The sequence below is a fragment of the Mangrovimonas futianensis genome (assembly GCF_021245805.1).
Lineage (GTDB): Bacteria > Bacteroidota > Bacteroidia > Flavobacteriales > Flavobacteriaceae > Mangrovimonas > Mangrovimonas futianensis.
The window spans coordinates 19484-40845 of sequence record NZ_JAJJNF010000004.1 but is presented as its reverse complement, the minus strand read 5'-3'; the positions used below and the strand labels follow the sequence as shown (position 1 = coordinate 40845).

Annotated in this window: 20 protein-coding genes; 5 read left to right on the top strand and 15 right to left on the bottom strand. The window is 36.4% G+C overall.

The window, feature by feature from the left end; all coding sequences use genetic code 11:
* The first annotated feature begins 299 nt into the window (after nucleotides 1–299).
* Together gltB and LOK78_RS07500 are read left to right on the top strand one after the other, a co-directional pair.
* Nucleotides 300–4805, top strand: coding sequence for a glutamate synthase large subunit (gene gltB / locus LOK78_RS07505; protein WP_232634650.1), 4506 nt, complete (start codon nucleotides 300–302; stop codon nucleotides 4803–4805).
* A 7-nt stretch (nucleotides 4806–4812) separates the two neighbouring features.
* The gene (locus tag LOK78_RS07500) at nucleotides 4813–6279 is read left to right on the top strand and encodes a glutamate synthase subunit beta (protein WP_232634505.1); all 1467 of its coding nucleotides are present in this window, start codon (nucleotides 4813–4815) and stop codon (nucleotides 6277–6279) included.
* A 120-nt stretch (nucleotides 6280–6399) separates the two neighbouring features.
* Here LOK78_RS07500 and LOK78_RS07495 read toward each other — a convergent pair whose 3' ends face one another.
* The 13 genes from LOK78_RS07495 to LOK78_RS07435 all read right to left on the bottom strand — a co-directional run bounded on the left by LOK78_RS07495 (nucleotide 6400) and on the right by LOK78_RS07435 (nucleotide 16108).
* Nucleotides 6400–6777, bottom strand: coding sequence for a hypothetical protein (locus LOK78_RS07495; protein WP_232634504.1), 378 nt, complete (start codon nucleotides 6775–6777; stop codon nucleotides 6400–6402).
* A gap of 161 nt (nucleotides 6778–6938) precedes the next feature.
* On the bottom strand, nucleotides 6939–7796 hold the full coding sequence (locus LOK78_RS07490) for an alpha/beta hydrolase (RefSeq protein ID WP_232634503.1): 858 nt from the start codon (nucleotides 7794–7796) through the stop codon (nucleotides 6939–6941).
* A 117-nt stretch (nucleotides 7797–7913) separates the two neighbouring features.
* Nucleotides 7914–9089: a DmpA family aminopeptidase gene (locus LOK78_RS07485; protein ID WP_232634502.1), complete on the bottom strand. Its 1176-nt coding sequence runs from the start codon at nucleotides 9087–9089 to the stop codon at nucleotides 7914–7916.
* A gap of 51 nt (nucleotides 9090–9140) precedes the next feature.
* On the bottom strand, nucleotides 9141–9581 hold the full coding sequence (locus tag LOK78_RS07480) for a VOC family protein (protein WP_053969765.1): 441 nt from the start codon (nucleotides 9579–9581) through the stop codon (nucleotides 9141–9143).
* Nucleotides 9582–9701: 120 nt separating this feature from the next.
* The gene (locus LOK78_RS07475) at nucleotides 9702–10724 is read right to left on the bottom strand and encodes a tetratricopeptide repeat protein (protein ID WP_232634501.1); all 1023 of its coding nucleotides are present in this window, start codon (nucleotides 10722–10724) and stop codon (nucleotides 9702–9704) included.
* 55 nt (nucleotides 10725–10779) lie between these two features.
* Nucleotides 10780–11616 carry a hypothetical protein gene (locus LOK78_RS07470; RefSeq protein ID WP_232634500.1) on the bottom strand — a complete coding sequence of 279 codons (837 nt, stop codon included), beginning with the start codon at nucleotides 11614–11616 and terminating at the stop codon, nucleotides 10780–10782.
* A gap of 50 nt (nucleotides 11617–11666) precedes the next feature.
* On the bottom strand, nucleotides 11667–12137 hold the full coding sequence (locus LOK78_RS07465) for a hypothetical protein (RefSeq protein ID WP_232634499.1): 471 nt from the start codon (nucleotides 12135–12137) through the stop codon (nucleotides 11667–11669).
* A 99-nt stretch (nucleotides 12138–12236) separates the two neighbouring features.
* Complete coding sequence (locus tag LOK78_RS07460) at nucleotides 12237–12746, bottom strand: hypothetical protein (RefSeq protein WP_232634498.1); 510 nt, start codon at nucleotides 12744–12746, stop codon at nucleotides 12237–12239.
* Nucleotides 12747–12801: 55 nt separating this feature from the next.
* The gene (locus tag LOK78_RS07455; protein WP_232634497.1) at nucleotides 12802–13536 is read right to left on the bottom strand and encodes an ankyrin repeat domain-containing protein; all 735 of its coding nucleotides are present in this window, start codon (nucleotides 13534–13536) and stop codon (nucleotides 12802–12804) included.
* Nucleotides 13537–13947: 411 nt separating this feature from the next.
* Nucleotides 13948–14586 (bottom strand): nitroreductase family protein, encoded by a 639-nt coding sequence (locus tag LOK78_RS07450; protein WP_166962269.1) that lies wholly within the window; start codon nucleotides 14584–14586, stop codon nucleotides 13948–13950.
* 11 nt (nucleotides 14587–14597) lie between these two features.
* Complete coding sequence (locus tag LOK78_RS07445) at nucleotides 14598–15020, bottom strand: organic hydroperoxide resistance protein (protein ID WP_232634496.1); 423 nt, start codon at nucleotides 15018–15020, stop codon at nucleotides 14598–14600.
* Between the two features lie 2 nt (nucleotides 15021–15022).
* Nucleotides 15023–15451 (bottom strand): MarR family winged helix-turn-helix transcriptional regulator, encoded by a 429-nt coding sequence (locus LOK78_RS07440; RefSeq protein ID WP_232395766.1) that lies wholly within the window; start codon nucleotides 15449–15451, stop codon nucleotides 15023–15025.
* Nucleotides 15452–15640: 189 nt separating this feature from the next.
* Complete coding sequence (locus tag LOK78_RS07435; RefSeq protein ID WP_232634495.1) at nucleotides 15641–16108, bottom strand: GNAT family N-acetyltransferase; 468 nt, start codon at nucleotides 16106–16108, stop codon at nucleotides 15641–15643.
* A gap of 345 nt (nucleotides 16109–16453) precedes the next feature.
* On the opposite strand from LOK78_RS07435, the gene LOK78_RS07430 reads away from it, so the two are divergent.
* A complete protein-coding gene (locus LOK78_RS07430; protein ID WP_232634494.1) occupies nucleotides 16454–17956 on the top strand; it encodes an aminotransferase class V-fold PLP-dependent enzyme in 1503 nt (500 codons plus the stop codon).
* Nucleotides 17957–18048: 92 nt separating this feature from the next.
* Here LOK78_RS07430 and LOK78_RS07425 read toward each other — a convergent pair whose 3' ends face one another.
* Nucleotides 18049–19215 carry a BamA/TamA family outer membrane protein gene (locus LOK78_RS07425; RefSeq protein WP_232395769.1) on the bottom strand — a complete coding sequence of 389 codons (1167 nt, stop codon included), beginning with the start codon at nucleotides 19213–19215 and terminating at the stop codon, nucleotides 18049–18051.
* A 208-nt stretch (nucleotides 19216–19423) separates the two neighbouring features.
* Here LOK78_RS07425 and LOK78_RS07420 point away from each other — a divergent pair, with 208 nt between their 5' ends.
* Together LOK78_RS07420 and LOK78_RS07415 are read left to right on the top strand one after the other, a co-directional pair.
* Nucleotides 19424–19882: a cupin domain-containing protein gene (locus LOK78_RS07420; RefSeq protein WP_232395770.1), complete on the top strand. Its 459-nt coding sequence runs from the start codon at nucleotides 19424–19426 to the stop codon at nucleotides 19880–19882.
* A 199-nt stretch (nucleotides 19883–20081) separates the two neighbouring features.
* A complete protein-coding gene (locus LOK78_RS07415) occupies nucleotides 20082–20267 on the top strand; it encodes a CsbD family protein (RefSeq protein WP_232395771.1) in 186 nt (61 codons plus the stop codon).
* Nucleotides 20268–20339: 72 nt separating this feature from the next.
* Here the strand turns inward: LOK78_RS07415 and LOK78_RS07410 are convergent, their stop codons facing one another.
* The gene (locus tag LOK78_RS07410) at nucleotides 20340–21359 is read right to left on the bottom strand and encodes a TQO small subunit DoxD (protein WP_232395772.1); all 1020 of its coding nucleotides are present in this window, start codon (nucleotides 21357–21359) and stop codon (nucleotides 20340–20342) included.
* Nucleotides 21360–21362 lie beyond the last annotated feature (3 nt).

The window sequence follows — 21362 nt, the reverse complement described above, 5'->3', positions numbered from 1 at the left end:
GGTTGAACTTAAAATATATTTAAATTCTGTAATCGTAGGCCTATAGCCGGTTTGCGGGCTTTTATTCCTGATTAAAATTGATAAAAGTTGATGATTTTAACAAATTAACATCGTAAAACTTCTGTTTTTTATTTTAAAGTCGATAATAATTAGGTTGATTATTTTTTTTATTAAAAAAATGATAAGGGTATTTTAAGGAATTCGTAATAATGATTGGATTTTAAGGATAGGGCTTCTTTATTCCGTAACTTAGAAATCCTTTTCCCCCAATTTTAATAGTTAAAAACGAAAGAACAATGATGAAGAAACAAGGATTGTATTTACCCGAATTTGAACATGATAATTGTGGTGCCGGTTTTATTTGTAGTCTCACAGGAAAACGTTCCAATGATATCATTCACAAGGCGCTCGAAATTTTGGTAAAACTTGAGCATAGAGGAGCCGTAAGTGCTGATGGAAGAACTGGTGATGGTGCTGGTATTTTGATTGATATTCCACATGACTTTTTTGTGAAGAATTGTGGCTTTGAATTGCCCGAACGCGGACAATATGCTGTGAGTAATGTGTTTCTTCCCAAGAAAATTAATCAAACAGATTATTGTGTCACTGTTTTTGAAGAGGCCATTAAGGAGCAAGGTCTCAAGCTTCTGGGGTGGAGAAATGTGCCCGTTGACAACTCAAATATTGGTAGAATAGCTAAGGTTTCAGAACCTACTATAAGACAAGTTTTTATAGGTAAAGAAAATGATGAGCAAACCGATTTTGACTTTACAGTAAAGTTATACACAGCTAGAAAAATAGCAGAACATACCATTTATAATTCTAGGGTTTCTGAGGCCAGTTTTTTCTATTTACCCAGTTTGTCAACCAAGACCATTATATATAAAGGACTTTTGATGCCAGAGGATATTAGTGTCTATTACAAGGATCTACAAGATCCTTTATTGGATGCCAAATTAGCCTTGGTACATCAACGATTTTCTACCAATACCTTCCCAACTTGGGATTTGGCTCAGCCCTTTAGATACATGTGTCATAATGGAGAGATAAATACTTTAAGAGGAAATGTGTCTCGAATGTTTTCCCGTGAAGAGCTAATGAAAAGTGACTTATTCGGAAAGAATTTGAAGCGGGTGCTTCCTACTGTTCTTAAAGGAAAATCAGATTCAGCCCAAATGGATATGGTGGTTGAAATGTTGTTGATGACTGGCAGAAGTTTGCCAGAAGTCATGATGATGTTGGTTCCTGAGGCTTGGGAGAAAAACCCAGAAATGTCTGAAACCAAAAAGGCATTTTATGAATTTAACTCCTGTTTAATGGAGCCATGGGATGGTCCGGCCTCTATTCCTTTTACTGATGGTACATACATTGGTGCGCTATTGGATAGGAATGGCTTGAGACCATCAAGGTATACGGTTACCAAGGATGACTATGTCATCATGTCTTCAGAAACGGGTGTTTTAGAAATCGATCCAAAAAATGTCAAATTCCATGGCCGATTGGAACCGGGTAAAATGTTCTTGGTGAACATGGATGAAGGACGAATTGTGAACGATGAGGAAATTAAGGAATTAGTCGCCTCCAAGCATCCTTATCAGCAATGGTTGAAGAATAATTTAATACATCTTAGGGATATTCCTTATGGTGACGGACCCATCATTCATCTGGAAGAAGGTCTTCATAAAAGACAAACTGTTTTCGGTTATACCCAGGAAGATTTGAATACCATTATTAAACCAATGGCTCAAGGAGGCAAAGAACCGATCGGTTCTATGGGGAGTGATACCCCTATAGCGGTATTGTCTGAAAGGCCACAACTCTTATACAATTATTTTAAACAACTGTTTGCTCAAGTAACCAATCCGCCATTGGATGGTATTAGGGAGGAGTTGATTACAGATATCAGTTTGACCTTAGGTAGTGATACCAATATTTTTAAGATAAACGAGAAGCATTGTAGGAAGCTGAAAATTCAAAATCCAGTAATTTCCAAACAGGATTTAGATAAGATCAAACACTATGATAAAAGCCCTAATTACCAAGTAACATCCATTTCCATGTTGTATGAAGTGGGCAAGGGTGTTAATGGTTTGGAAGAACGGCTCGAAGCTTTGGTTAAAACAGCTTCGGAGGCTATCGATACGGGTACAAATATTATTATTTTAAGTGATCGTGGCGTCAATGATAAGAAAGCACCTATTCCTGCTTTATTGGCTTGTTCTTATGTGAACAACGGACTTTATGCTTTAGGGAAACGCTCCAAAATAAGTATTATCATAGAATCTGCAGAACCAAGGGAAGTTCATCATTTTGCCCTATTGTTTGGTTATGGCGCTAGTGCCATTAATCCGTATATGGTTAATGAGATTATCAAAGAGCAATTAAAAGAAAAGGAAATTGTAGATGTTGATTTTATAACAGCCATTCAGAATTACAACAAGGCAGTCGGTAAAGGGATTTTAAAGGTTATGAACAAGATTGGGATTTCAACCCTTAACTCCTATAGGGGTGCCCAGTTGTTTGAGTGTATCGGGATCAACACCAAAACAGTGGAAAAGTATTTTCCAAATACGGTGACAAGGATTCAAGGTATTGGTTTGCATGAAATTGAAAAGGAAATAAGGAAAAGACATAAAGCGGCCTACAAGGCCAAGGATATTGAGGCTAATTTGGATTTGGAAATTGGGGGACAATACAGATGGAGGAGAAATGGAGAAAAACATATGTTCAATCCTTTGTCTGTTGCCAAATTGCAAGAAGCGGTTCGTCAAAACAACCCGAAAACCTATAAGGAATATTCGCAGTTGGTCAATGACCAGTCAAAGGCATTGATGACACTCAGAGGTATGTTTGAGTTTACAAATTTTGACCCGATCCCTATTGATGAGGTAGAACCTTGGACAGATATTGTTAAACGCTTTAAAACGGGCGCCATGTCTTATGGTTCCATAAGTAAAGAGGCGCATGAGAATTTGGCCATTGCCATGAACCGTATTGGAGGAAAAAGCAATTCGGGAGAAGGAGGAGAAGATCAAGAGCGGTTTTATAAGAGTCCGGATGGTGATTGGCGAAACAGTGCTATCAAGCAGGTGGCTTCGGGTCGTTTTGGGGTGACTTCAAATTACCTGACTAGCGCTCAAGAAATTCAAATTAAAATGGCTCAAGGAGCCAAACCGGGAGAGGGTGGCCAATTGCCAGGTCCTAAAGTGAACAAATTTATTGCCAAAACGAGAAACTCGACCCCTTATGTGGGATTGATTTCGCCACCTCCCCATCACGATATTTACTCCATTGAGGATTTATCCCAGTTGATTTACGATTTAAAATCAGCCAATAGAGAGGCCCGTATCAATGTGAAATTGGTCTCCGAGGTGGGAGTGGGTACGGTTGCTGCTGGTGTGGCCAAAGCCAAGGCAGATGTGATTTTAATCTCTGGTCATGATGGCGGTACAGGGGCTTCACCGCTTACTTCCTTAAAACATGCCGGGTTGCCATGGGAATTGGGTGTTGCTGAGGCACAACAAACGTTGGTGATGAATGATTTAAGAAGTCGCGTGGTTTTAGAGTGTGACGGACAATTAAAAACTGGAAGAGATGTAGCGGTTGCCTGCTTGTTAGGAGCTGAAGAATTCGGATTCGCCACGGCACCATTGGTGGCATCTGGATGTATCATGATGCGGGTATGTCATTTAAATACCTGTCCTGTAGGTATCGCAACCCAAAATCCGGAGTTACGTAAAAAGTTTGAAGGAAAACCAGAGCATGTTGTTAATTACATGTATTTCGTGGCTCAGGAATTGCGAGAGATTATGGCCCAGTTAGGATTTAAGACGGTTGATGAAATGGTCGGGCAAGTTCAAAAATTGGATCGCAATCGAGCTATTGAGCACTTCAAGTCTTCAGGAATTGATTTGTCACCCATTCTGCATGTAATTCGTACACCGAAGCATGTCAAAATTCACCATGCTGAGAATCAAGAACATCATTTAGAAACGCACCTTGATTTTAAAATTTTAGAAATGGCTCATCCTGCCATTTTTAGGAAGGAAAAAACCTATCTCGATTTCAAAATTACCAATATTGACCGCGCGGTAGGGGCTATTTTAAGCAATGAAATTTCAAAAATATATGGGGCCCAAGGTTTACCCGAAAACACCTTGAATTTGAATTTTACAGGTTCGGCAGGTCAAAGTTTTGGTGCTTTTGGAACCAAAGGACTTACCATGATTGTTAACGGAAATACCAACGACTATTTGGGGAAAGGTCTTTCAGGAGCTAAACTAATAATAAAAGTTCCCGAAGAATCGGATATTATTCCGCAAGATAATGTCATTACTGGCAATGTGACTCTTTACGGAGCAACCTCTGGTGAAGTTTATATCAATGGAAAAGCTGGAGAGCGTTTCTGTGTTAGAAATTCGGGTGCCAAGGCCGTTGTAGAAGGAATTGGCGACCATGGTTGCGAATACATGACAGGTGGTGTAGCTGTCATTCTTGGAAAAGTAGGTAGGAATTTTGGTGCTGGTATGAGTGGCGGTATTGCCTTTGTTTTAGATGATTCCAAAACCTTTAAGGCGCATTGCAATTCAGAACACTTGAATCTATTGCCCGTTGAGGAGGAACAGGAGGTCTTACTTCTGAAGGAGTTGGTAGAAAATCATTACAATGCGACATTGAGCCCTTTAGCTCAAAAAGTATTGGAAGAGTGGGAAACGTATTTGCCTCAATTTATTAAGGTATTACCTGAAGAATACCGTCAGGCATTAATTAAGTTGGAAGAGGAAGAAAAAATGGTAACGCAATAAACGCATTATGGGAAAGATAACAGGATTTTTAGAATATCAAAGAGAAGTGGAGCCTTACCAACCAGTTAAGGAGCGTCTCAAGAATTATAAAGAGTTTACAGAAAAACTACCAGAAGAAAATTTAAAGCATCAAGGAGCCAGATGTATGGACTGTGGTATTCCTTTTTGTCATAGCGGTTGTCCCTTAGGAAACCTTATTCCAGATTTCAATGATAAGGTTTATAAAGGAAAGTGGAAAGAAGCGGCAGAAATTCTGCATGCTACCAATAATTTTCCTGAATTTACGGGACGATTATGTCCGGCTCCTTGCGAAGAGGCTTGTGTGCTGGGGATTAATGAAGACCCAGTGACCATTGAAAATATCGAAAAAAATATAGTAGAAGAAGCCTTTAAAAATGGTTGGGTAAAACCCAGGCCACCTAAGGTAAGAACGGGTAAAAAAGTAGCTGTTATTGGTTCGGGGCCAGCTGGTTTGGCAGCCGCACAACAATTAAATAGAGCAGGTCATCACGTGACTGTGTATGAACGGGATCAAAAAGTGGGAGGCCTTTTGCGTTATGGTATTCCAGATTTTAAATTGGAAAAGCATATCATTGACAGAAGAGTAGAGGTGATGGAGGCCGAGGGAATCCAGTTTCAAACCAATAGCCATGTGGGCGAAAACATCCTGGTGAAAGATTTGAAGAAAGAGTATGATGCCATTGTATTGTGTGGAGGCGCTACCAAACGTCGCGGGCTTCCAATTGAAGGGTCCGATGCTAAGGGTATATATCAGGCCATGGATTTCTTAAAACAAAATAATCAGCGGGTTTCAGGAGAAGTGTTTGAGGAGGAAGCACTTTTAGCCAAAGGTAAAAAAGTGATTGTGATTGGGGGAGGTGATACAGGATCCGATTGCATCGGAACGAGTAACCGTCATGGAGCAAAATCGGTAACAAATTTTGAAATCATGCACAAACCTACAATTGAGAGACCGGTAGATCAACCGTGGCCTTATTGGCCCATGAGGTTAAGAACCAGTTCGTCTCATAAAGAGGGGGTGGAGCGTGTTTTTAGTATTTCTACCAAACGATTCAAAAAGGATAAAAAAGGAAATTTGACAGGCTTGGTTACCTGTGAGGTGGAATGGATAAATAAACCAGGACAAAGACCTGTATTACAGGAAGTGCCGAATACCGAAAAGGAATGGGAATGTGATATGGTGCTTTTGGCACTAGGGTTTGTGGGATCAGAAGATACTTTGGTGGATAAGTTTGGTTTGGAAACCGATATGAGAACCAACGTGAAGGCAGGTGAAAACAACTACCAAACCAATGTAGCCAAAGTGTTTGCAGCTGGTGATATGAGAAGGGGACAGTCCTTAATTGTGTGGGCTATTTCCGAAGGCCGACAAGCTGCTCACCATGTAGATGCCTTTTTAATGGGAACATCCTATTTGCCTTTAAAGGGTGACGGGGATTTGCCTAGGGTGTAAAAGTTTCTTTTTTGTATCTAAATATAAATGGGAAGGACGGATTTGTAATTCGTCCTTTTTCTATTTATAGTTATTTTATGTTTTCAAAAACTTTATACTATCAAGCAAGCTGTTATTAGTTTATAATGAGGTTTTGTGATGAAAGGATTGCGGATTTCTTATGTAGGTGGCCATTATGGTTGCAATGACAATCAAAATGGTCACCTCATAAGGCTTTCCTTTGTACATATGAATAAATACAATAAAGGTCATATAAAGAGCCAAAAGAAAGGTCCCGATGAGCATAGTTTTACGGTACAGAAATAAGGCGGTGGAAATTAAAAGAAAAACACCAGTAGCAATCATGATATTGCTATTGGCTACAATTTTATCAGTTTGATAGGAGTTCAATAGTTTATCTAAAGCGTTTGGAATGTAGAACAGGGTTATGATTAATGAAGGAAGCCATGTCAATATTTTGCGTAATGGTTTTTCAAGTCCTTTACTAATTCTATACATACGCTATTCGGTATTTGTAAGGTTGCTTAGAATATTTGCCTACTGGTTGTTTCAAACTGAAACTTTCTTTTAATACAAGGTAGTAAAATTGTGAGGTTTTTAAGAAGACAAATCAGGTAGATAAAATCAAAAGCCCTTAACTGGCCTTTTAATGAGATAATTCAATCTTCCTGATTCAAATATTTAAGCCCTTCATATAGAGCTATTAAAGGAACAGATCTATGGTCTTCCTTATCAAAATACGCAACTTTAATTTTTAAATCTGGCCCGAACCTATCACTTATTAAACTATAAAAAGCGTCATGTCTTTTTTTGTTTCTTTCAAAATTAGCTTCTCCTTGGTTCGCAGATGCGATGTAAAGTTTTTTATTCAGGCCTGAAAGAGAGGTGGAGTCAATTCTGTTTTTCATTATTTCCTCATCCCACCATATGCTTGGGTCTATGGCGATGTAGCTATCAAATAATCTGTTTTCATCCAAATAAGAATTTAAAACTAGAAGTCCTCCTAAAGAATGCCCTATAAGTGTTCTGGTTTGTTCTGTCCGGTAGGTTTTATCAAGAAATGGCACTAATTCTTTTTCAATAAAGTTTAAAAACTTTAGGCCTCCTCCCATTGTATTTGGTCGTTTGGTTTTGATTTTAGTGTTTGTAAAATCTCGTTCGCGGTCAACATTTTCAATGGCCACAATGATACTTTCTGGCATCAAATGATTACGGTTTCTTGCTGAACTCATAAAATGAACTACTCCAATAGTGGTTTTAAAGAAGGTGTATCCATCTAATAGTATAATGACAGGGTATTTTTGGTCTAATAAAGATGTTTCTTCATAGGAATCGGGAAGACTAATAAGACATGTCCTTTTTTCATTTAGAATATTGGACTGTATGACCAATTGGTTGGTCATTGTTCTCCCTTCTATATTTTGGCTCTCGGTAATTTGTGTCCATCCTAAAAAAACGAATAGGAATAACATTTTTAAATAATTCATTTGAAGGAGGCGAGGGATTTGTTTATTCATGTATGTAAAGATAGGAACAGGTAGGTGCTTGTAAGCACTTTTCTTAAGAAATCTAAGAGTTGCATTTGATTTTTTGCCCTATTGTATTGATCCTGTTTTAATTTAATTCTAACTTGTTTAGTCTTCTATTCTGTTGTATTTTTTCAAGGTCTCAATAAGTAAATCGTGTGGAATGGCGTGTGCTTTATTGCCATTGATACCCTCCATGGTTTCTGCAGCTACCATGGCATTGATTATAGCTTCTTCAACAACTTGAACGGTAGCCTCAAAAACAGGCATGAGAAGATCATTAGACATAGTTTGAACCGTGGTCATTTCTCCTCGATTAAAGGCTTTCTCATTAGCGGTTGAAAATGCTAAAAAGATATCGCCCGAACCGTTGCTTCCACGGCCTCCTACGATACCAACCCCTAATGGTATTCTTTGTGCAATTCTTTTTAACTGATGAGGCAGAAGAGGGACATCTGTGGCTACTATGACAATGATTGATCCGTCACCTTCTTGTCTACTCGATTTGGGAGGTGCCTTATATTCATAATTTAGGGTGTCTTTTAGTTCTATTCCCACTGGAACACCTGCAATAGAAAGATTTCTTTTAGCTCCAAAATTAGATTGTACCAAAGCCCCAACTGTATATTGAGTGTCATTAATCTCAAAGACCCTAGAAGAAGTACCAGTGCCACCTTTAAAACCCAAACACATCATGCCAGTACCGCCACCAACATTACCTTCAGCTATTTTGCCGCTACTAGCATTTTTAATAGCTTCCAAAACATGATTTTCTTTAACGTGAAAACCGTAAATATCATTTAAAAAACCATCATAGGTTTCGGCTACAACGGGGTAAGTATACCACCAATTCTCTCCACGGTACCAATCGGTGTCAACAAACCATTTCAATACGGCTTGCCTCACCTCTCCAACGCTGTTGGTATTGGTAATCATGATAGGGGTTTCTAGAAATCCAGATTCGGTTACCCAAGTTGTTCCCGTCATTTCTCCATTCCCATTTAGACTATACCAATTGGCGTAAACTGGACTGAATTTTTTAGCTTTTCCACGAGGAAAAATGGCGGTGACACCAGTTCGAATAGGTCTTTTGCCAATAACATTCTCACCTTCGCCAGAAATGATGGTGCTGTAACCTACTTCAACACCTTTAACGTCAGTAATGGCATTGTTCAATCCTGGCACTCCAACAAAAGGAACTCCTAAATCCCTAGCTCTTGGTTTTTGGGCATGGGAATAAAAACATAGCAATAAGGTTATTATGAATATCGAAATTCTTTTCATAGGAATGGATTCAGTTATTAATGATTGGTTTTTTCTAATAAATAAGGATTATCAAGAATTACCACTGTATTTTGAATCATAATCCACCATCCATTCAATACCATATTTGTCCCGAAGCATTCCAAAATAAGAGCCCCAAGGGCTATCTGAAATGGGCACTTCTATAGTGCCTCCAGCTGAAAGACCATTAAATAACTGGTCTGCTTCCTCTTTGGAATCGGCACTAATGGAGATTTTACTTCGCGTTTCATTTTCATTATGCTTCCCCATAAATTCAGGTGTGTCACTGGCCATTAATAAATCTGTTTCGCCTATAGGTAAAGCAATATGCATGATTTTTTCAGCTTCGCTTTCAGGAATGGGGTGTTCAGAATTTGGAAGGTCTTTAAAACGGATGACCATGGCAAAGTCACCACCAAAAACAGATTTGTAAAAGGTAAATGCTTCTTCAGCGTTACCATTAAAATGGATGTAAGGATTTATTTGAGCCATATCTTTTTGTTGTTGGTTTTCAAGAGTTTAAGGTCTTGATTTTTTTTGATATGGCAAAAAATACTTTTTGGTTACACCAAAGAAGGTGTGGTTCATCTAAATTCTATATGGTTTTGATGATTAATTACTTTTTAACCAACTATCAAACTCAATAAGTTTACTTTCATGATCCGTCAACCATTTCTGTGAGTCCTTATTGTTACTTTGTGTAATGTACTTACAGTATGTCTCTATGTGGTCACTTTTGGCTAAATCATAAAAGAAGGTTACGTAGAAGGTCCACCAAATTTCCTTGTTTCTTTTCTTTTTCATTTCGCCTAAAACCTTAAAGAAAGATTCGGTATTTTCCACAAACATTTCGTCTTCAGTTTTTTCTTTATTTTCTTCGAGAGACTTAGATGCCTCCAGCATGGAAATCATGAGCTCTGCTGTGCTAAAAGGACTGTTGTCGTTATTGGAAACCAAAATATTAATAGTATTTGGTTTGTTGGGATCTTTGGTTACATTTCCCCAAAAATTCTTGTAAAGCATATCTAAAGCTTGAATGGACCTTTTCGAATCTGGTTCCAAGAAAAGGAAATAATGGGTAGCTAATAAGGTTGGTACAGCATTCCCTTTTTGATTTTGGATATTTGCTAACATGAGATGGCTACTGGAGTGGTTAGGGTTATGTTCAATGGCGTTTATCACATTCACTTCGGCCTTGTCCAAATCGTTTGTTTTATAGTAATTCAATCCTAAATTGTAAAAAAGTAAATAGTGGCCATTCATCTTTTTAATAGCTTTTTCAAACAACTCTATGGATTCTTTTGTCTTTCCAAGCATATCAAGAGCTGATCCTTTTGTTGTATAGGCTTCTAACATGTTTCCTTTTTCCTGAATAAGCACATTATCCGAATATTTGATAGCCTCTTCATAATCTCCTTTGCAGAAATGACTAAAAGCTATTTCATAATTCACCAAGGTGGAATTTGGATCAATACTTAAGGCTTTTTTATAAGTTTCTATGGCTTGAGCAAACTCTCCTTTATCATGGTAGGCAATTCCCTCTTCTACGAGATCTTCAATTTGGTCTTGAGCGCTCATGGTAAATGACCAAAAGAGTAAAAAAAGAAAGCTTAAAAAGAGGTGTTTTGATTTCATTTTGAATGCTTTATGGGTTTATTGTTGTAGAATTTGTTGGAGCGTTATACAAAGTTTACTTTTTATTTTCTTCGTGATTATTAATCTTATCCCAAGCCTTTTTTTTCATTGTGAAAAGGGTTTCTTTTTTTAAATCAAAAATGGATACCTCTTTTTTGTGAATCACATAGTGTTTTTCCCATTCTAAGAAGTCCTTGTAAAGCAATAATGTACAAATGTCAGTAGATGAAATAAATTCTGTAATCAAATGAGAATGAAAAGTTGTAGTTATTGGGCTTTTATCATTTTCAGACCGGTAAGGGAATTGTAAAATAGAATTATGGATCTTTTTCTTATTTACGAACTTATTATTATTGTCATAATTAAGTTTGTAATCATTACCTATCAAAACCACACCAGAGACTTGAGGCCCTGTTATGATAAATACGGCCCTTTCCTTCTTACTTATTACAGGAATAAAGTTTAGGGCAGTATTTTCATAAAATGTAAAAAATTGATCTTTGTTTGAATAAACTCTACTGCTAGCATCTTTTCTCATTAGAATTAAATTTTTTTCCAAAAGAGTTGCATTTCGATTCAAGCTGTCAATTTTTGAAGGCTCTGGTTTAGGAATACTGTCAAACTCATAGCGGATAAGTATTTTATTCGAATCAAATCGGCTAAAGAAAATAGTATTGATTTTATTTTGTGGTGTTTCATAAGATAGGTACCCTCCAATAGAGTCATTTTTATTAGGGAAATTTTCTAACATATGATCAGTGCCATACCAAGAACCTTTTTCTAGTCTATAGAGCAGTTTTCCTTCTTTTAAGATATTATCTGGATTTTGGTTTTGGGCATTTACCCATACACCTGTTATAAATATAAAATACAAAAGAAGCTTAGGAATCATATGGAATGGTTCAGGAGTTAAGGGTTAAAATTATTTGTAAAACAAATGCTTTAGCCATTTTGATTTTTAAGTATTTTTCTGATTTTTTTTGATGGTTTCATATGGTTTTCAGAATTGGCACAATAAGTTACGAGAAGCGCTTCAGATTGTTTGTAAATTTCATCATTGGATAAAATTGTGCCTTCATTCTCTAAAACAACTTTTGACATTGCCGCCATATAAAGACCCAAAAGATCGGAGTTTCCTTTAGTTAGATCCATTGATTTCTCGCCTATTTCAAAGGAGTAATCTGGAGTTCCTGTCATCCACTTCATAATATATTGAATGGCTGAAAGTCTATTTAATTCTGATTTGTTCGCTGGGTTGTCGAAAAGGTAATTTGCACACATGAGCACTTTGCTCTTTTCAGTTTGATAACTTTCAGGAGTTTTGAATTCGTAGTTAGCTAATTCAACAAAATTTTGAGCATTTGAATAGCTAACTGCTAGAATAAAAAGTGTAATTAATATTGATTTTTTCATAATTGAATAGTTTACATAGTATTTAAATGGGTGCTTAGTGAATGGTCAGTTAAGAATTTGAAAATTGTAATTTCAGTACGCGATGATGCGATTAAGTTATTATGGGACTATTTTAAATTGTTTTTGGAATTTTTTTGCTTGAACAATGAGATAGACACTGTATCCCAGACTTATGATGATTACAAGCTTCATTGCAATACCAGAAAGGATAGAGATTGGGTCAATAAAATAATTTAAAATATTAATACCAATGACTAGAAACAAGGGAATGCAAGTCAAGACAAGAGGCATCTTTTTAATGAAGATGGCACATAAGAGGAAAATCAAAGTGATAAAGCCATTTAGAATAATGTCTAAAATCATATAATTGCCTTTGGTAATACCAATTATTAAAAAAATGGTGTTAAGAGCTGTTATGACAGAGAGTATCTTTTGGCTTTTTGAAATTGAGTCATCAGAATCTGTAAGGACTCCTTTACTACTTATAAATCTTCCAATGTGAATAGCTTTTTCTTTTTCGGTGCCGTTAAAGGGGAATTGGCAATTACTGCAGATAGGCGTACTTTCTAAAATAGCTATTTTACAACAAGGGCAGGTTGGGTTTTCCATAAGGTTTTAAAATCTAATTATTTGTTTATGGTAGCATTCAAATTATTGAATAAAATTATTTCGTCATATACTTTTTTATTAGGTCTGCTGCTTTCTTTTGACCTCTCTCCTTTGCTAAATCATAAGCATTTTTATTATCCTTATTTTTCAATGTCAAATCAGCTCCATGATCAATTAAAAGCTGGATAAGTTCTAAATAACCACTTTTGGCAGCTTCACCTAATGGGAAATCTCCATCTTTATCTTGGTTATTTACATCGGCTCCTTTTTCAATAAGATATTTAGATATTTCATAATGACCTTTGGATGCGGCATGCTCTAGAGGTGTGGCTTGATCTTTCGCTTTAAAGTCAATTTCTGCTCCATTTTCACTAAGATATTTTACAATTTCTAGGTGTCCGTTTCTTGCTGCTACTCTTATTGGGGTAAAATCAAGATAACCTCTAAAATTCACATTGGCACCATTGTCAACGAGTAGTTTTACAATTTCAAAGTAGCCTTCTTGACAAGGATATTCAATTGATGAAGAGTTGGCAGAATTCAATTTGCTAATCTGGTTTACATCGGCTCCATTTTTGATGAGAAGTTCTGATATTTTATAATTATTATCAGCAGCAGCTCTCCATAAAGGAAATAAACCATTTTTATTATATTCATTGACATCTTCTCCTTTCTTAATGAGGGTTTCTGTCTTGGAGAAATCTCCTTTTTCAATGGCCTTGTAAAGTTTTTGAGTATAGGCAATAGAGGTTAAGCTAACAAGGAGTAGCGTGAAAACTGTTTTTTTCATGGTTAAGTTAGGTTTTTAAAGGGGTATAAAAGTTGGCCAAATACATGTGCATCTAGCTAATAATGTTTATTGCTATTTTTAGTTAATTCTATTAAATAGCTTCTTTAATACAAGCTATTATTTAGGCCTTAGGAGAGATTCTAAATCTAGAAAATTATTTTAAATTCTGAAAGAAAATTCTTTAGAATAAAATGAAAAAGCAAGAGTGATAGTAGGGCCTTGTAAACCAGTTTTTTATGGCGATTAAGATTCTAAGACATTAAATGAAATGATGAAAATCTATCCGATGTAAAGATCTTAATGAAAATTTTTTTGTGTAAGAAATAAAAAAACCAGACATTTTCAAGCTCCTTATCGCTCTTAAATATCTGGTCTTTCAATACTTTTTACTTCCTAAAAGGAAATAGGAGGTTATGAATGCATATCTATCACAAACTCTTCTCTCGGGATTCTTACTTTTTTCAAAGGTTTCACCCAATCTTTTTCTTCATCAGAATACCCAATGTAGATTAATGATACACTTTTAAGTCCCATCTCTTGCAATCCAAGTACTTCATCCACAACTTGGTTGTCAAAACCTTCAGCTGGACAGGTGTCAATTTTTAATTCGGCAGCTTGCGCTAGGGCTAGACCTAATGCAATGTAGGTCTGTCTAGAAGTGTGGGCAAAATTAACTTCAGCCGGAAGATCTAAATAGATTTCTTTCAATTTGTCAGTGTAACTACTAAATCTTCCACGAGGTAATTCACGTTCATCAGTGGTGTAGTCATAAACTTTATCAATTCTTTCAGCCGTGTAATTGTCCCATGCTGCAAAAACCAAGATATGGGAACAATCTCTCATAGAATCTGGATTTAAAGCTCCTGGTACTAACTTTTCTTTAATTTCTTGATCTGATACTAAAATAAGTCTGAATTGTTGCAGACCAGAAGAAGTTGGAGCTAGTCTGGCGGCTTCAATTATTTTTTCAATATCGGCTTTACTTACTTTTTTGTTTGGGTCAAATGCCTTTACCGCATGTCTCCATTCAAGATTCTCTATTAATGACATTTCTTATTATTTTATTGATTTGTTGTGTTTAATGTAACTTCAATGTTGTTTCTGGTGGCATTGGAATAAGGACAGATCTCATGTGCCTTTTCAGATAGAGATTTAGCTTCTTCTATGGAAACGCCAGGGATGTTTATATCGAGTGTTACGGCTAGCGCATATCCGCCATTAGTTACCATGCCAATGCTGACATGTGCATTTACAGTGGTCGTACCAACATCGACTCCCTTTTTGCTTATGATAAGATTTAAGGCACTGTCAAAACAAGCAGCATAACCTGCTGCAAATAACATCTCGGGATTTGGGTAATTATCCGATTCTCCTCCCATGGCTTTTGGAAGGCGAACTTCTAGATCTAGTATACCGTTGTCGCTTTTTACATGTCCATTTCTTCCACCAGTTACTTTGGCAGCTGTTGTATAGATTGTTTTCATTCTTATTTATTAATCTGGATTAAAATTTGTTCAATGATTTCTTTTAGTTCCTGCAATTGATTGATTGGAATATTAAATGATGACGCCATTTGATCAGGAATACATTCGGCCTTTTCATACATTTTTTTACCCGAAGGCGTCAAACTAATTTGAACAATGCGTTCATCATTCTTGTTTCTATTCCTTTCTATTAGCTTTTTTTGTTCTAGCCTTTTCAGCAATGGGGTTAGTGTACCACTGTCTAAATGCAACTTGCAGCCTATTTCAGAAACATGCTGCTCACCACTTTCCCACAGAACAAGCATGACCAAATATTGAGGGTAGGTTAGGTCTAAATCCTTTAATATAGGTCTATAGAGATTAATCACTTCTTTGGCTAACGTATAAACAGGAAAGCACACTTGATTGCTTAATTTTAAATTTTCTGACATGACTTTTAAAATAGAATACAAAAGTAACGCACAATTAAATTGTGCACAATTTAATTGTGCTAAATATTTGTGAAAATGGCCTGACTACTTTCATGAAATTAACTTAAGTGTAGTGTAAAAATGAAAGGACTATTGTTTCCTTAAACTATGAAATCTCCTTATATGTTGGCTTTTTAAAAAATATAATTCTTAAGTTTTCATATGATTTTGGCTATCTATTGAAGCGTTTCGAATCCATAACCAAGCATCTCCTATATCATCATCTTGAACAATTTTGGAAAACATAAAACCATTTTTTTCCAATATTTTGGTGGAAGCATTATGTTCTGGAGCAGTTTTGGCAATGACCTTTAAATCAGGGTTCTCTTTTTCTACAATAGATATCAGAGCTGCACAAGCAAAGGATGCCACGCCTTGTCCTTCAAATTTTTTGAAAGTCCAATAGGCAATTTCAACAGCTCCATCCTTTGGACTTCCAGTGAAACTGCAAGTTCCTACTACCTTGTCGTCCTTTAGGATCAGGTAGGCAATCCAAGGAGGGATAAATCCTATTTTTGGATAGTAACTTTCATAAATGCCCAACAATTGCTGGCTTTCCGGAGAATCAAAAATGGGGTTTAATTTGTCCTCCTTTAATCCTAGAGCTCTTAATCTCACTTTAAATTATTTTTGGTCGTTACTTAACAAATGTATGGTCCAACAAATCATTGCGATGTAATGTTTTAAGGATTAAGTTAAAGCTACATATTAAATTCAAAAGTTGTAGAATATTATCTAAAAGTTTGATGTTCAAGATTACTACTTGGTTGAGGATATGGCTAATTTTAAAGGCAGGAATTTAAGAAATTGGATTCTCAATTCAATTTCTTCACTACCTTTGCAAAGTCATAGAAACCATTAAGAAATTATGATGATTTATGAGGCGGCAACCTTGTTGTGCAGCTCTTTTGTGAATGGTTTTAAGGACAAGAAATACAGACAAATTTAATTAGCTTAGTGAAAATGATGGATTCGGATGTTAAACAAATAACGGAGCTTGAAGCTTATTTTTCAAAGTTTAGGGAACATATTGTAGGCAATGATCAGGAATTTGAATCACCTTATGGCAAGAAAAAAATCTTGTATGCCGATTGGACAGCCAGTGGCCGCTTATATCGACCTATAGAGGATAAACTGCTCAATAACATTGGTCCATTTGTGGCTAATACACATACCGAGACATCCATCACAGGTTCGGCCATGACTTTGGCCTACCATCAGGCCAGGACGATTATCAAAAAGCATGTCAATGCCTCTGCAGATGACGTTTTGATAACTACAGGAACGGGCATGACTGGAGCTATCAATAAATTTCAGCGTATTTTGGGAATAAAGCTCAATGAGAACCTGAAAGATCACACAAATGTTCCAACAGATAAAAGACCAGTTATTTTTGTTTCTCACATGGAACATCATTCCAACCAGACTTCTTGGCTGGAAACCATTGCCAAGGTAGAAGTTATTCCTTCGGATGAAAGAGGGTTGCCTTGTTTGGAGAACTTGAATGAACTGTTGAAAAAGCATCAATCGGTTCCATTAAAAATAGCTGCTATAACAGGTTGTTCTAATGTGACCGGTATTAGAACCAATTATCATGATATTGCCAAATTGATGCATCAGAATAATGGGCTATGCTTTGTTGATTTCGCCTGTTCAGCACCTTATGTTGCTATTGATATGCATCCTGAGGATGAGGAGCAATATTTGGATGCCATTACATTTTCACCACATAAATTTCTGGGTGGACCTGGGTCTTCAGGCGTATTGATTTTTAATAAAAAACTTTATAAAAATCTAGTGCCCGATAATCCGGGAGGGGGAACCGTTTCCTATACAAACCCATGGGGAGATCATGATTATATTGATGACATAGAAACCCGTGAAGACGGGGGTACTCCAGGCTTTTTACAGGCTATAAGAATCGCATTGTCCATTCAGTTAAAAGAAGAAATGGGTGTTGAAAACATTTTGAAAAGAGAGCACGAACTCAATAAAATTGTTTTTGATAGACTTTCAAAAATTGACAATCTAACAATCTTAGCAGAAGAGCACACCGACAGATTGGGTGTATTTTCTTTTTATATTGAAAATGCCCACTACAATTTGGTTGTCAAGTTACTTAATGATCGCTTTGGTATTCAAACCCGTGGCGGGTGTTCTTGTGCAGGTACCTATGGACATTACCTGTTGCATGTAGATCAGTTGACTTCAAAAGCCATAGAACAAAAGATATTAGAGGGTTGCCTTATGGAGCGTCCAGGTTGGGTAAGGATGTCCATTCATCCAACTATGACCAATGAAGAATTAGAAAGCATATGTGATGCCATTGAAGCAGTATCCAAATCTTTTTCTGAGTGGGGCAAGGATTATACATACAACGCCTCCAAGAATGAATTTACTCATATAGATAACATCCATACCGAGCAGCTTATTACCGAGGACTGGTTTGATTTAAAAACAACATAAAATTCATTTTGAATTTTTCAAGTTGCGGGCAAGGGTTAGAGTATCCTTTCTATTTTTAATCACCATTGTTCTATGGTTGAAAATTTTGGATGTTAAAATGCTTCTGCAAAACTAATATTGAAACCATGGATGCCATTTGGGCCAAATCCCCAATCAAATCTTAGATTGGTTTGGTGCTTGCTGTCAACCATAATTCGCAACCCCGCGCCATAATTAAGCCAAAATCCATCCAGTTTTAAATCGCGATATTTGGATGCTACTCTACCGGTGCCTACCCAACCTACCATTCCAAAGATGTTCCATATGGGTAAACGATATTCTAATTGAGAATCAACCAAGATTTTATCTCGTATAGCACCTTTATAATACCCTCTCATTTGTTTATCTCCACCTAATTGTGCAAGTGCATAGAAAGGTACGTCACCACTAGTTCCAAAGGTCGTGGCTTGAAAAGCAATGATGTGATTGCTCCATGGGTTTAAGTATTTTCTGAGGTCAATCTCCCAACTCGAGAATTTAAATTCACTACCTAGAAACGAGGGGTAAAGAGTGTAGGATATTTGAGCAAAATGGCCTCCTTGGGCATTGTATCGGTTTTCTCTACCCTCAATTGCCGCAATCGCTTTTAGACCAAAAGCAAAGCCACCTTCATTACCAATGACATTGTTAGAGTAGAGATAACTATCGGGATTTGCTTCAATATCGAAATAATCTGTGAGGTCCAAACCAATCCCCGCATAGAGGTTCTTGACTTTCATTTTTTTGAGGCCCCAGGCTTCAAATTTAAATCGATTGGTTGAAATCTGTTCGATATCATCAATGGAGACATCATTACCAATACCTAAAAAGTACTCCGGCGTTTTTTTATAGTTGATGTAGCTAATAATTAAATAGTCATTGTTTTTAAACATTAAATCGGTCGAAACAGATGCATTTATTCTTCCTTCCGAGGAGAAAGTGACCACTTCTGACAGTCGCGATGGTTTGGTAAGTGTATCATTTTTATAAAGGTTAAACACATTGAATTTGGCAAGACCATAGGTGTGACCGGCTTCCGATGAATAGGAATAAATGGGGACAGGTATATAGGTGAATAAATATTCAGCTTTTTTGTTGAATTTGTCAAATTTTGAAGGCTTTTCAATCGATGTGGAGTCAGTTGTTTGTTGACCTATTATTGTGAAGGGAACCAAAAATAATATGACATAACATAGAGTGATGTGATACCATTTATTCTGTCTGTTTTTTTTGTTGGTCATGAATAGCCTTTTAATTACTTGAAAAGCAGGTTTTTATATCAAATATAAAATTAAAAGTTGATTATTTGCCTAGAAATTATTTTTGATTTGTAACATCATTTTTATTGCTCTTATGAATTTTGATTTTGTTCAAGGGAGTTTTAAATGATTTAAGGTGAGGTAATTAGATAAATGTCGTATCTTATAGAGATAACTAAAACCTTCCGATATGAAAAAAGCAGTTTTTAAATTCAATTTAAAAACCATGATGTTCGTGGTTTTGTTCCTTTTGGGAATTCAATTATATGCCCAAACAGCAGAAATGTCTTATGCCGTTTCAGCTGATAGTCCAACCCTAAAATGGAATCCTGCCCCAGATTTTTTTCCAGGGTGTACATTTACCATTTTACATGGGGATATAGAAAAGCCAAATTTAGATTTTCTCTTCAAGGTTGAGCCTGATACGTTCATTATGAAACATACGCACACCTCACCTGAACGAATGATATTGATTTCTGGTACCATGGAGGTTACTTATGAAGGTGAGAAAACACAAGTGCTCAAAGCAGGTTCGTATGCCTACGGACCAGCTAAAAAACCCCATACTGCAAAATGCCTGAAAGGTGATCCTTGTGTGTTATTTATCGCCATGGTAGATCCGTTTGATGCGGTACCTATTCAGAAATAGTAAAAGGATGAAAATGAATTAAGATCGGAAAAGGTGGCCAATTGGGCTGCCTTTTCTCTTTTCAAAATGAAAAATGAAATGGAAAGAAAGAACTCTGCTTTAATAAATAACATTCCTTTAAGACAATCCTAAGTTTTAATTAGGATAATTTGATCATCAAAACCTTAATTTTATACATGAACCTTAAAATCAATTTATTATGACAAATGAAGAAATAAAAGGAAACTGGAATCAAATAAAAGGAAAAGTTAAACAAAGCTATGGCGATTTGACTGATGATGACCTTACTTTTACAGAAGGTAAGTTTGATGAAATGCTTGGAAGAATCCAAGAAAAAACTGGAAAGACCAAGGAAGAATTGAGAGAAGAAATTGCCAAATGGTAAGTAGTTATAAAATAAAAAAATCCGCTTTAGGGCGGATTTTTTTATTCTCAAAAGGATGTATTGAAAAGTATCCTAGTCTTTAGGAATTTCTAGATGCCATTGGGCACCACTTATATCTGTCATGGTTATGGTGTAAACTCCTTTAGGAAGGTTTTTAAAATCAGGATGGTTCAAATGAATTTTGGCTTTCGAACCTAAAGGTACTTTTAAACTATGCTGAGATGGGGTTGCCTTAGCTACATAATAATTGTCAATTTGCTTTGGTAGGAGGGCAGCCAGATCTTTTGAATCAAATTGAATGACTTGATCTTGATGCGCATCAAAAACTGAAACTTCAATAACCCAAGCACCATATACGTCCACACCCTCAGTTCTATAAATGTTAAAAGACAATTCGTCATTTGAAAAAGAGCCTTCGGTAAGTTCAAAATTTGGTTTAACAGATTTATTGTGCAGTGTTCCCCAAAGACCGCCATGAAAAACTTGATTGGTCAATAAAGTGATTGCTAGTATACTGAAAGAGCCTATTAAAACGACATTTTTAAAAGGATTTTCTTTAATGGGTAATGCTCCAGACCCCAACCATGAAAACCACTTTTTGGTCTTTAAAAAGGGATGTTTTTTAAGCAACCAGAAATCTATGGAGTAATGGCTGCTTCCAGTTAAGAAAAGAGTGAATCCTGTGGCTATACCCAATATGCCTATTTGCCATTCGTCCAAACAGGTAGTGCCTATCCAGCCTGAACCTAATAAAATACCCATAGCCAAGAAAAAGACTCCAAAACTCATCAAACGAGTCCCCAATCCTAGTATTATAAATAGGCCAACAAGACCTTCTATTATCGTGAAAATTAACATGTTTATCCACAAGGCATCGGGGTGTTCTACTAAATATTGAATGATGGGTTTTATTCCTAAGGCATGAGGTAAAAAATGGTTGAATTTTTCTCCAATGTATCCTGGCAAATCTGGATTCAGTTTATCAGTTAATACAGTTCGTCTCCAAAGAGCTGAAAAATAAGTCCAACCTATCACCAATCTTAGAGCTAGAGTGAGAAATCCAGCGTTTTGTTTATAATGAATTTGTTTCATGTT

What these genes read in the sequence shown, in the direction of transcription:
- gltB (WP_232634650.1), top strand. Translation starts at nt 300, where the DNA reads ATGAAGAAACAAGGATTGTATTTACCCGAATTTGAACATGATAATTGT.
- LOK78_RS07500 (WP_232634505.1), top strand. Translation starts at nt 4,813, where the DNA reads ATGGGAAAGATAACAGGATTTTTAGAATATCAAAGAGAAGTGGAGCCT.
- LOK78_RS07495 (WP_232634504.1), bottom strand. Translation starts at nt 6,777, where the DNA reads ATGTATAGAATTAGTAAAGGACTTGAAAAACCATTACGCAAAATATTG.
- LOK78_RS07490 (WP_232634503.1), bottom strand. Translation starts at nt 7,796, where the DNA reads ATGAATAAACAAATCCCTCGCCTCCTTCAAATGAATTATTTAAAAATG.
- LOK78_RS07485 (WP_232634502.1), bottom strand. Translation starts at nt 9,089, where the DNA reads ATGAAAAGAATTTCGATATTCATAATAACCTTATTGCTATGTTTTTAT.
- LOK78_RS07480 (WP_053969765.1), bottom strand. Translation starts at nt 9,581, where the DNA reads ATGGCTCAAATAAATCCTTACATCCATTTTAATGGTAACGCTGAAGAA.
- LOK78_RS07475 (WP_232634501.1), bottom strand. Translation starts at nt 10,724, where the DNA reads ATGAAATCAAAACACCTCTTTTTAAGCTTTCTTTTTTTACTCTTTTGG.
- LOK78_RS07470 (WP_232634500.1), bottom strand. Translation starts at nt 11,616, where the DNA reads ATGATTCCTAAGCTTCTTTTGTATTTTATATTTATAACAGGTGTATGG.
- LOK78_RS07465 (WP_232634499.1), bottom strand. Translation starts at nt 12,137, where the DNA reads ATGAAAAAATCAATATTAATTACACTTTTTATTCTAGCAGTTAGCTAT.
- LOK78_RS07460 (WP_232634498.1), bottom strand. Translation starts at nt 12,746, where the DNA reads ATGGAAAACCCAACCTGCCCTTGTTGTAAAATAGCTATTTTAGAAAGT.
- LOK78_RS07455 (WP_232634497.1), bottom strand. Translation starts at nt 13,536, where the DNA reads ATGAAAAAAACAGTTTTCACGCTACTCCTTGTTAGCTTAACCTCTATT.
- LOK78_RS07450 (WP_166962269.1), bottom strand. Translation starts at nt 14,586, where the DNA reads ATGTCATTAATAGAGAATCTTGAATGGAGACATGCGGTAAAGGCATTT.
- LOK78_RS07445 (WP_232634496.1), bottom strand. Translation starts at nt 15,020, where the DNA reads ATGAAAACAATCTATACAACAGCTGCCAAAGTAACTGGTGGAAGAAAT.
- LOK78_RS07440 (WP_232395766.1), bottom strand. Translation starts at nt 15,451, where the DNA reads ATGTCAGAAAATTTAAAATTAAGCAATCAAGTGTGCTTTCCTGTTTAT.
- LOK78_RS07430 (WP_232634494.1), top strand. Translation starts at nt 16,454, where the DNA reads ATGATGGATTCGGATGTTAAACAAATAACGGAGCTTGAAGCTTATTTT.
- LOK78_RS07425 (WP_232395769.1), bottom strand. Translation starts at nt 19,215, where the DNA reads ATGACCAACAAAAAAAACAGACAGAATAAATGGTATCACATCACTCTA.
- LOK78_RS07420 (WP_232395770.1), top strand. Translation starts at nt 19,424, where the DNA reads ATGAAAAAAGCAGTTTTTAAATTCAATTTAAAAACCATGATGTTCGTG.
- LOK78_RS07415 (WP_232395771.1), top strand. Translation starts at nt 20,082, where the DNA reads ATGACAAATGAAGAAATAAAAGGAAACTGGAATCAAATAAAAGGAAAA.
- LOK78_RS07410 (WP_232395772.1), bottom strand. Translation starts at nt 21,359, where the DNA reads ATGAAACAAATTCATTATAAACAAAACGCTGGATTTCTCACTCTAGCT.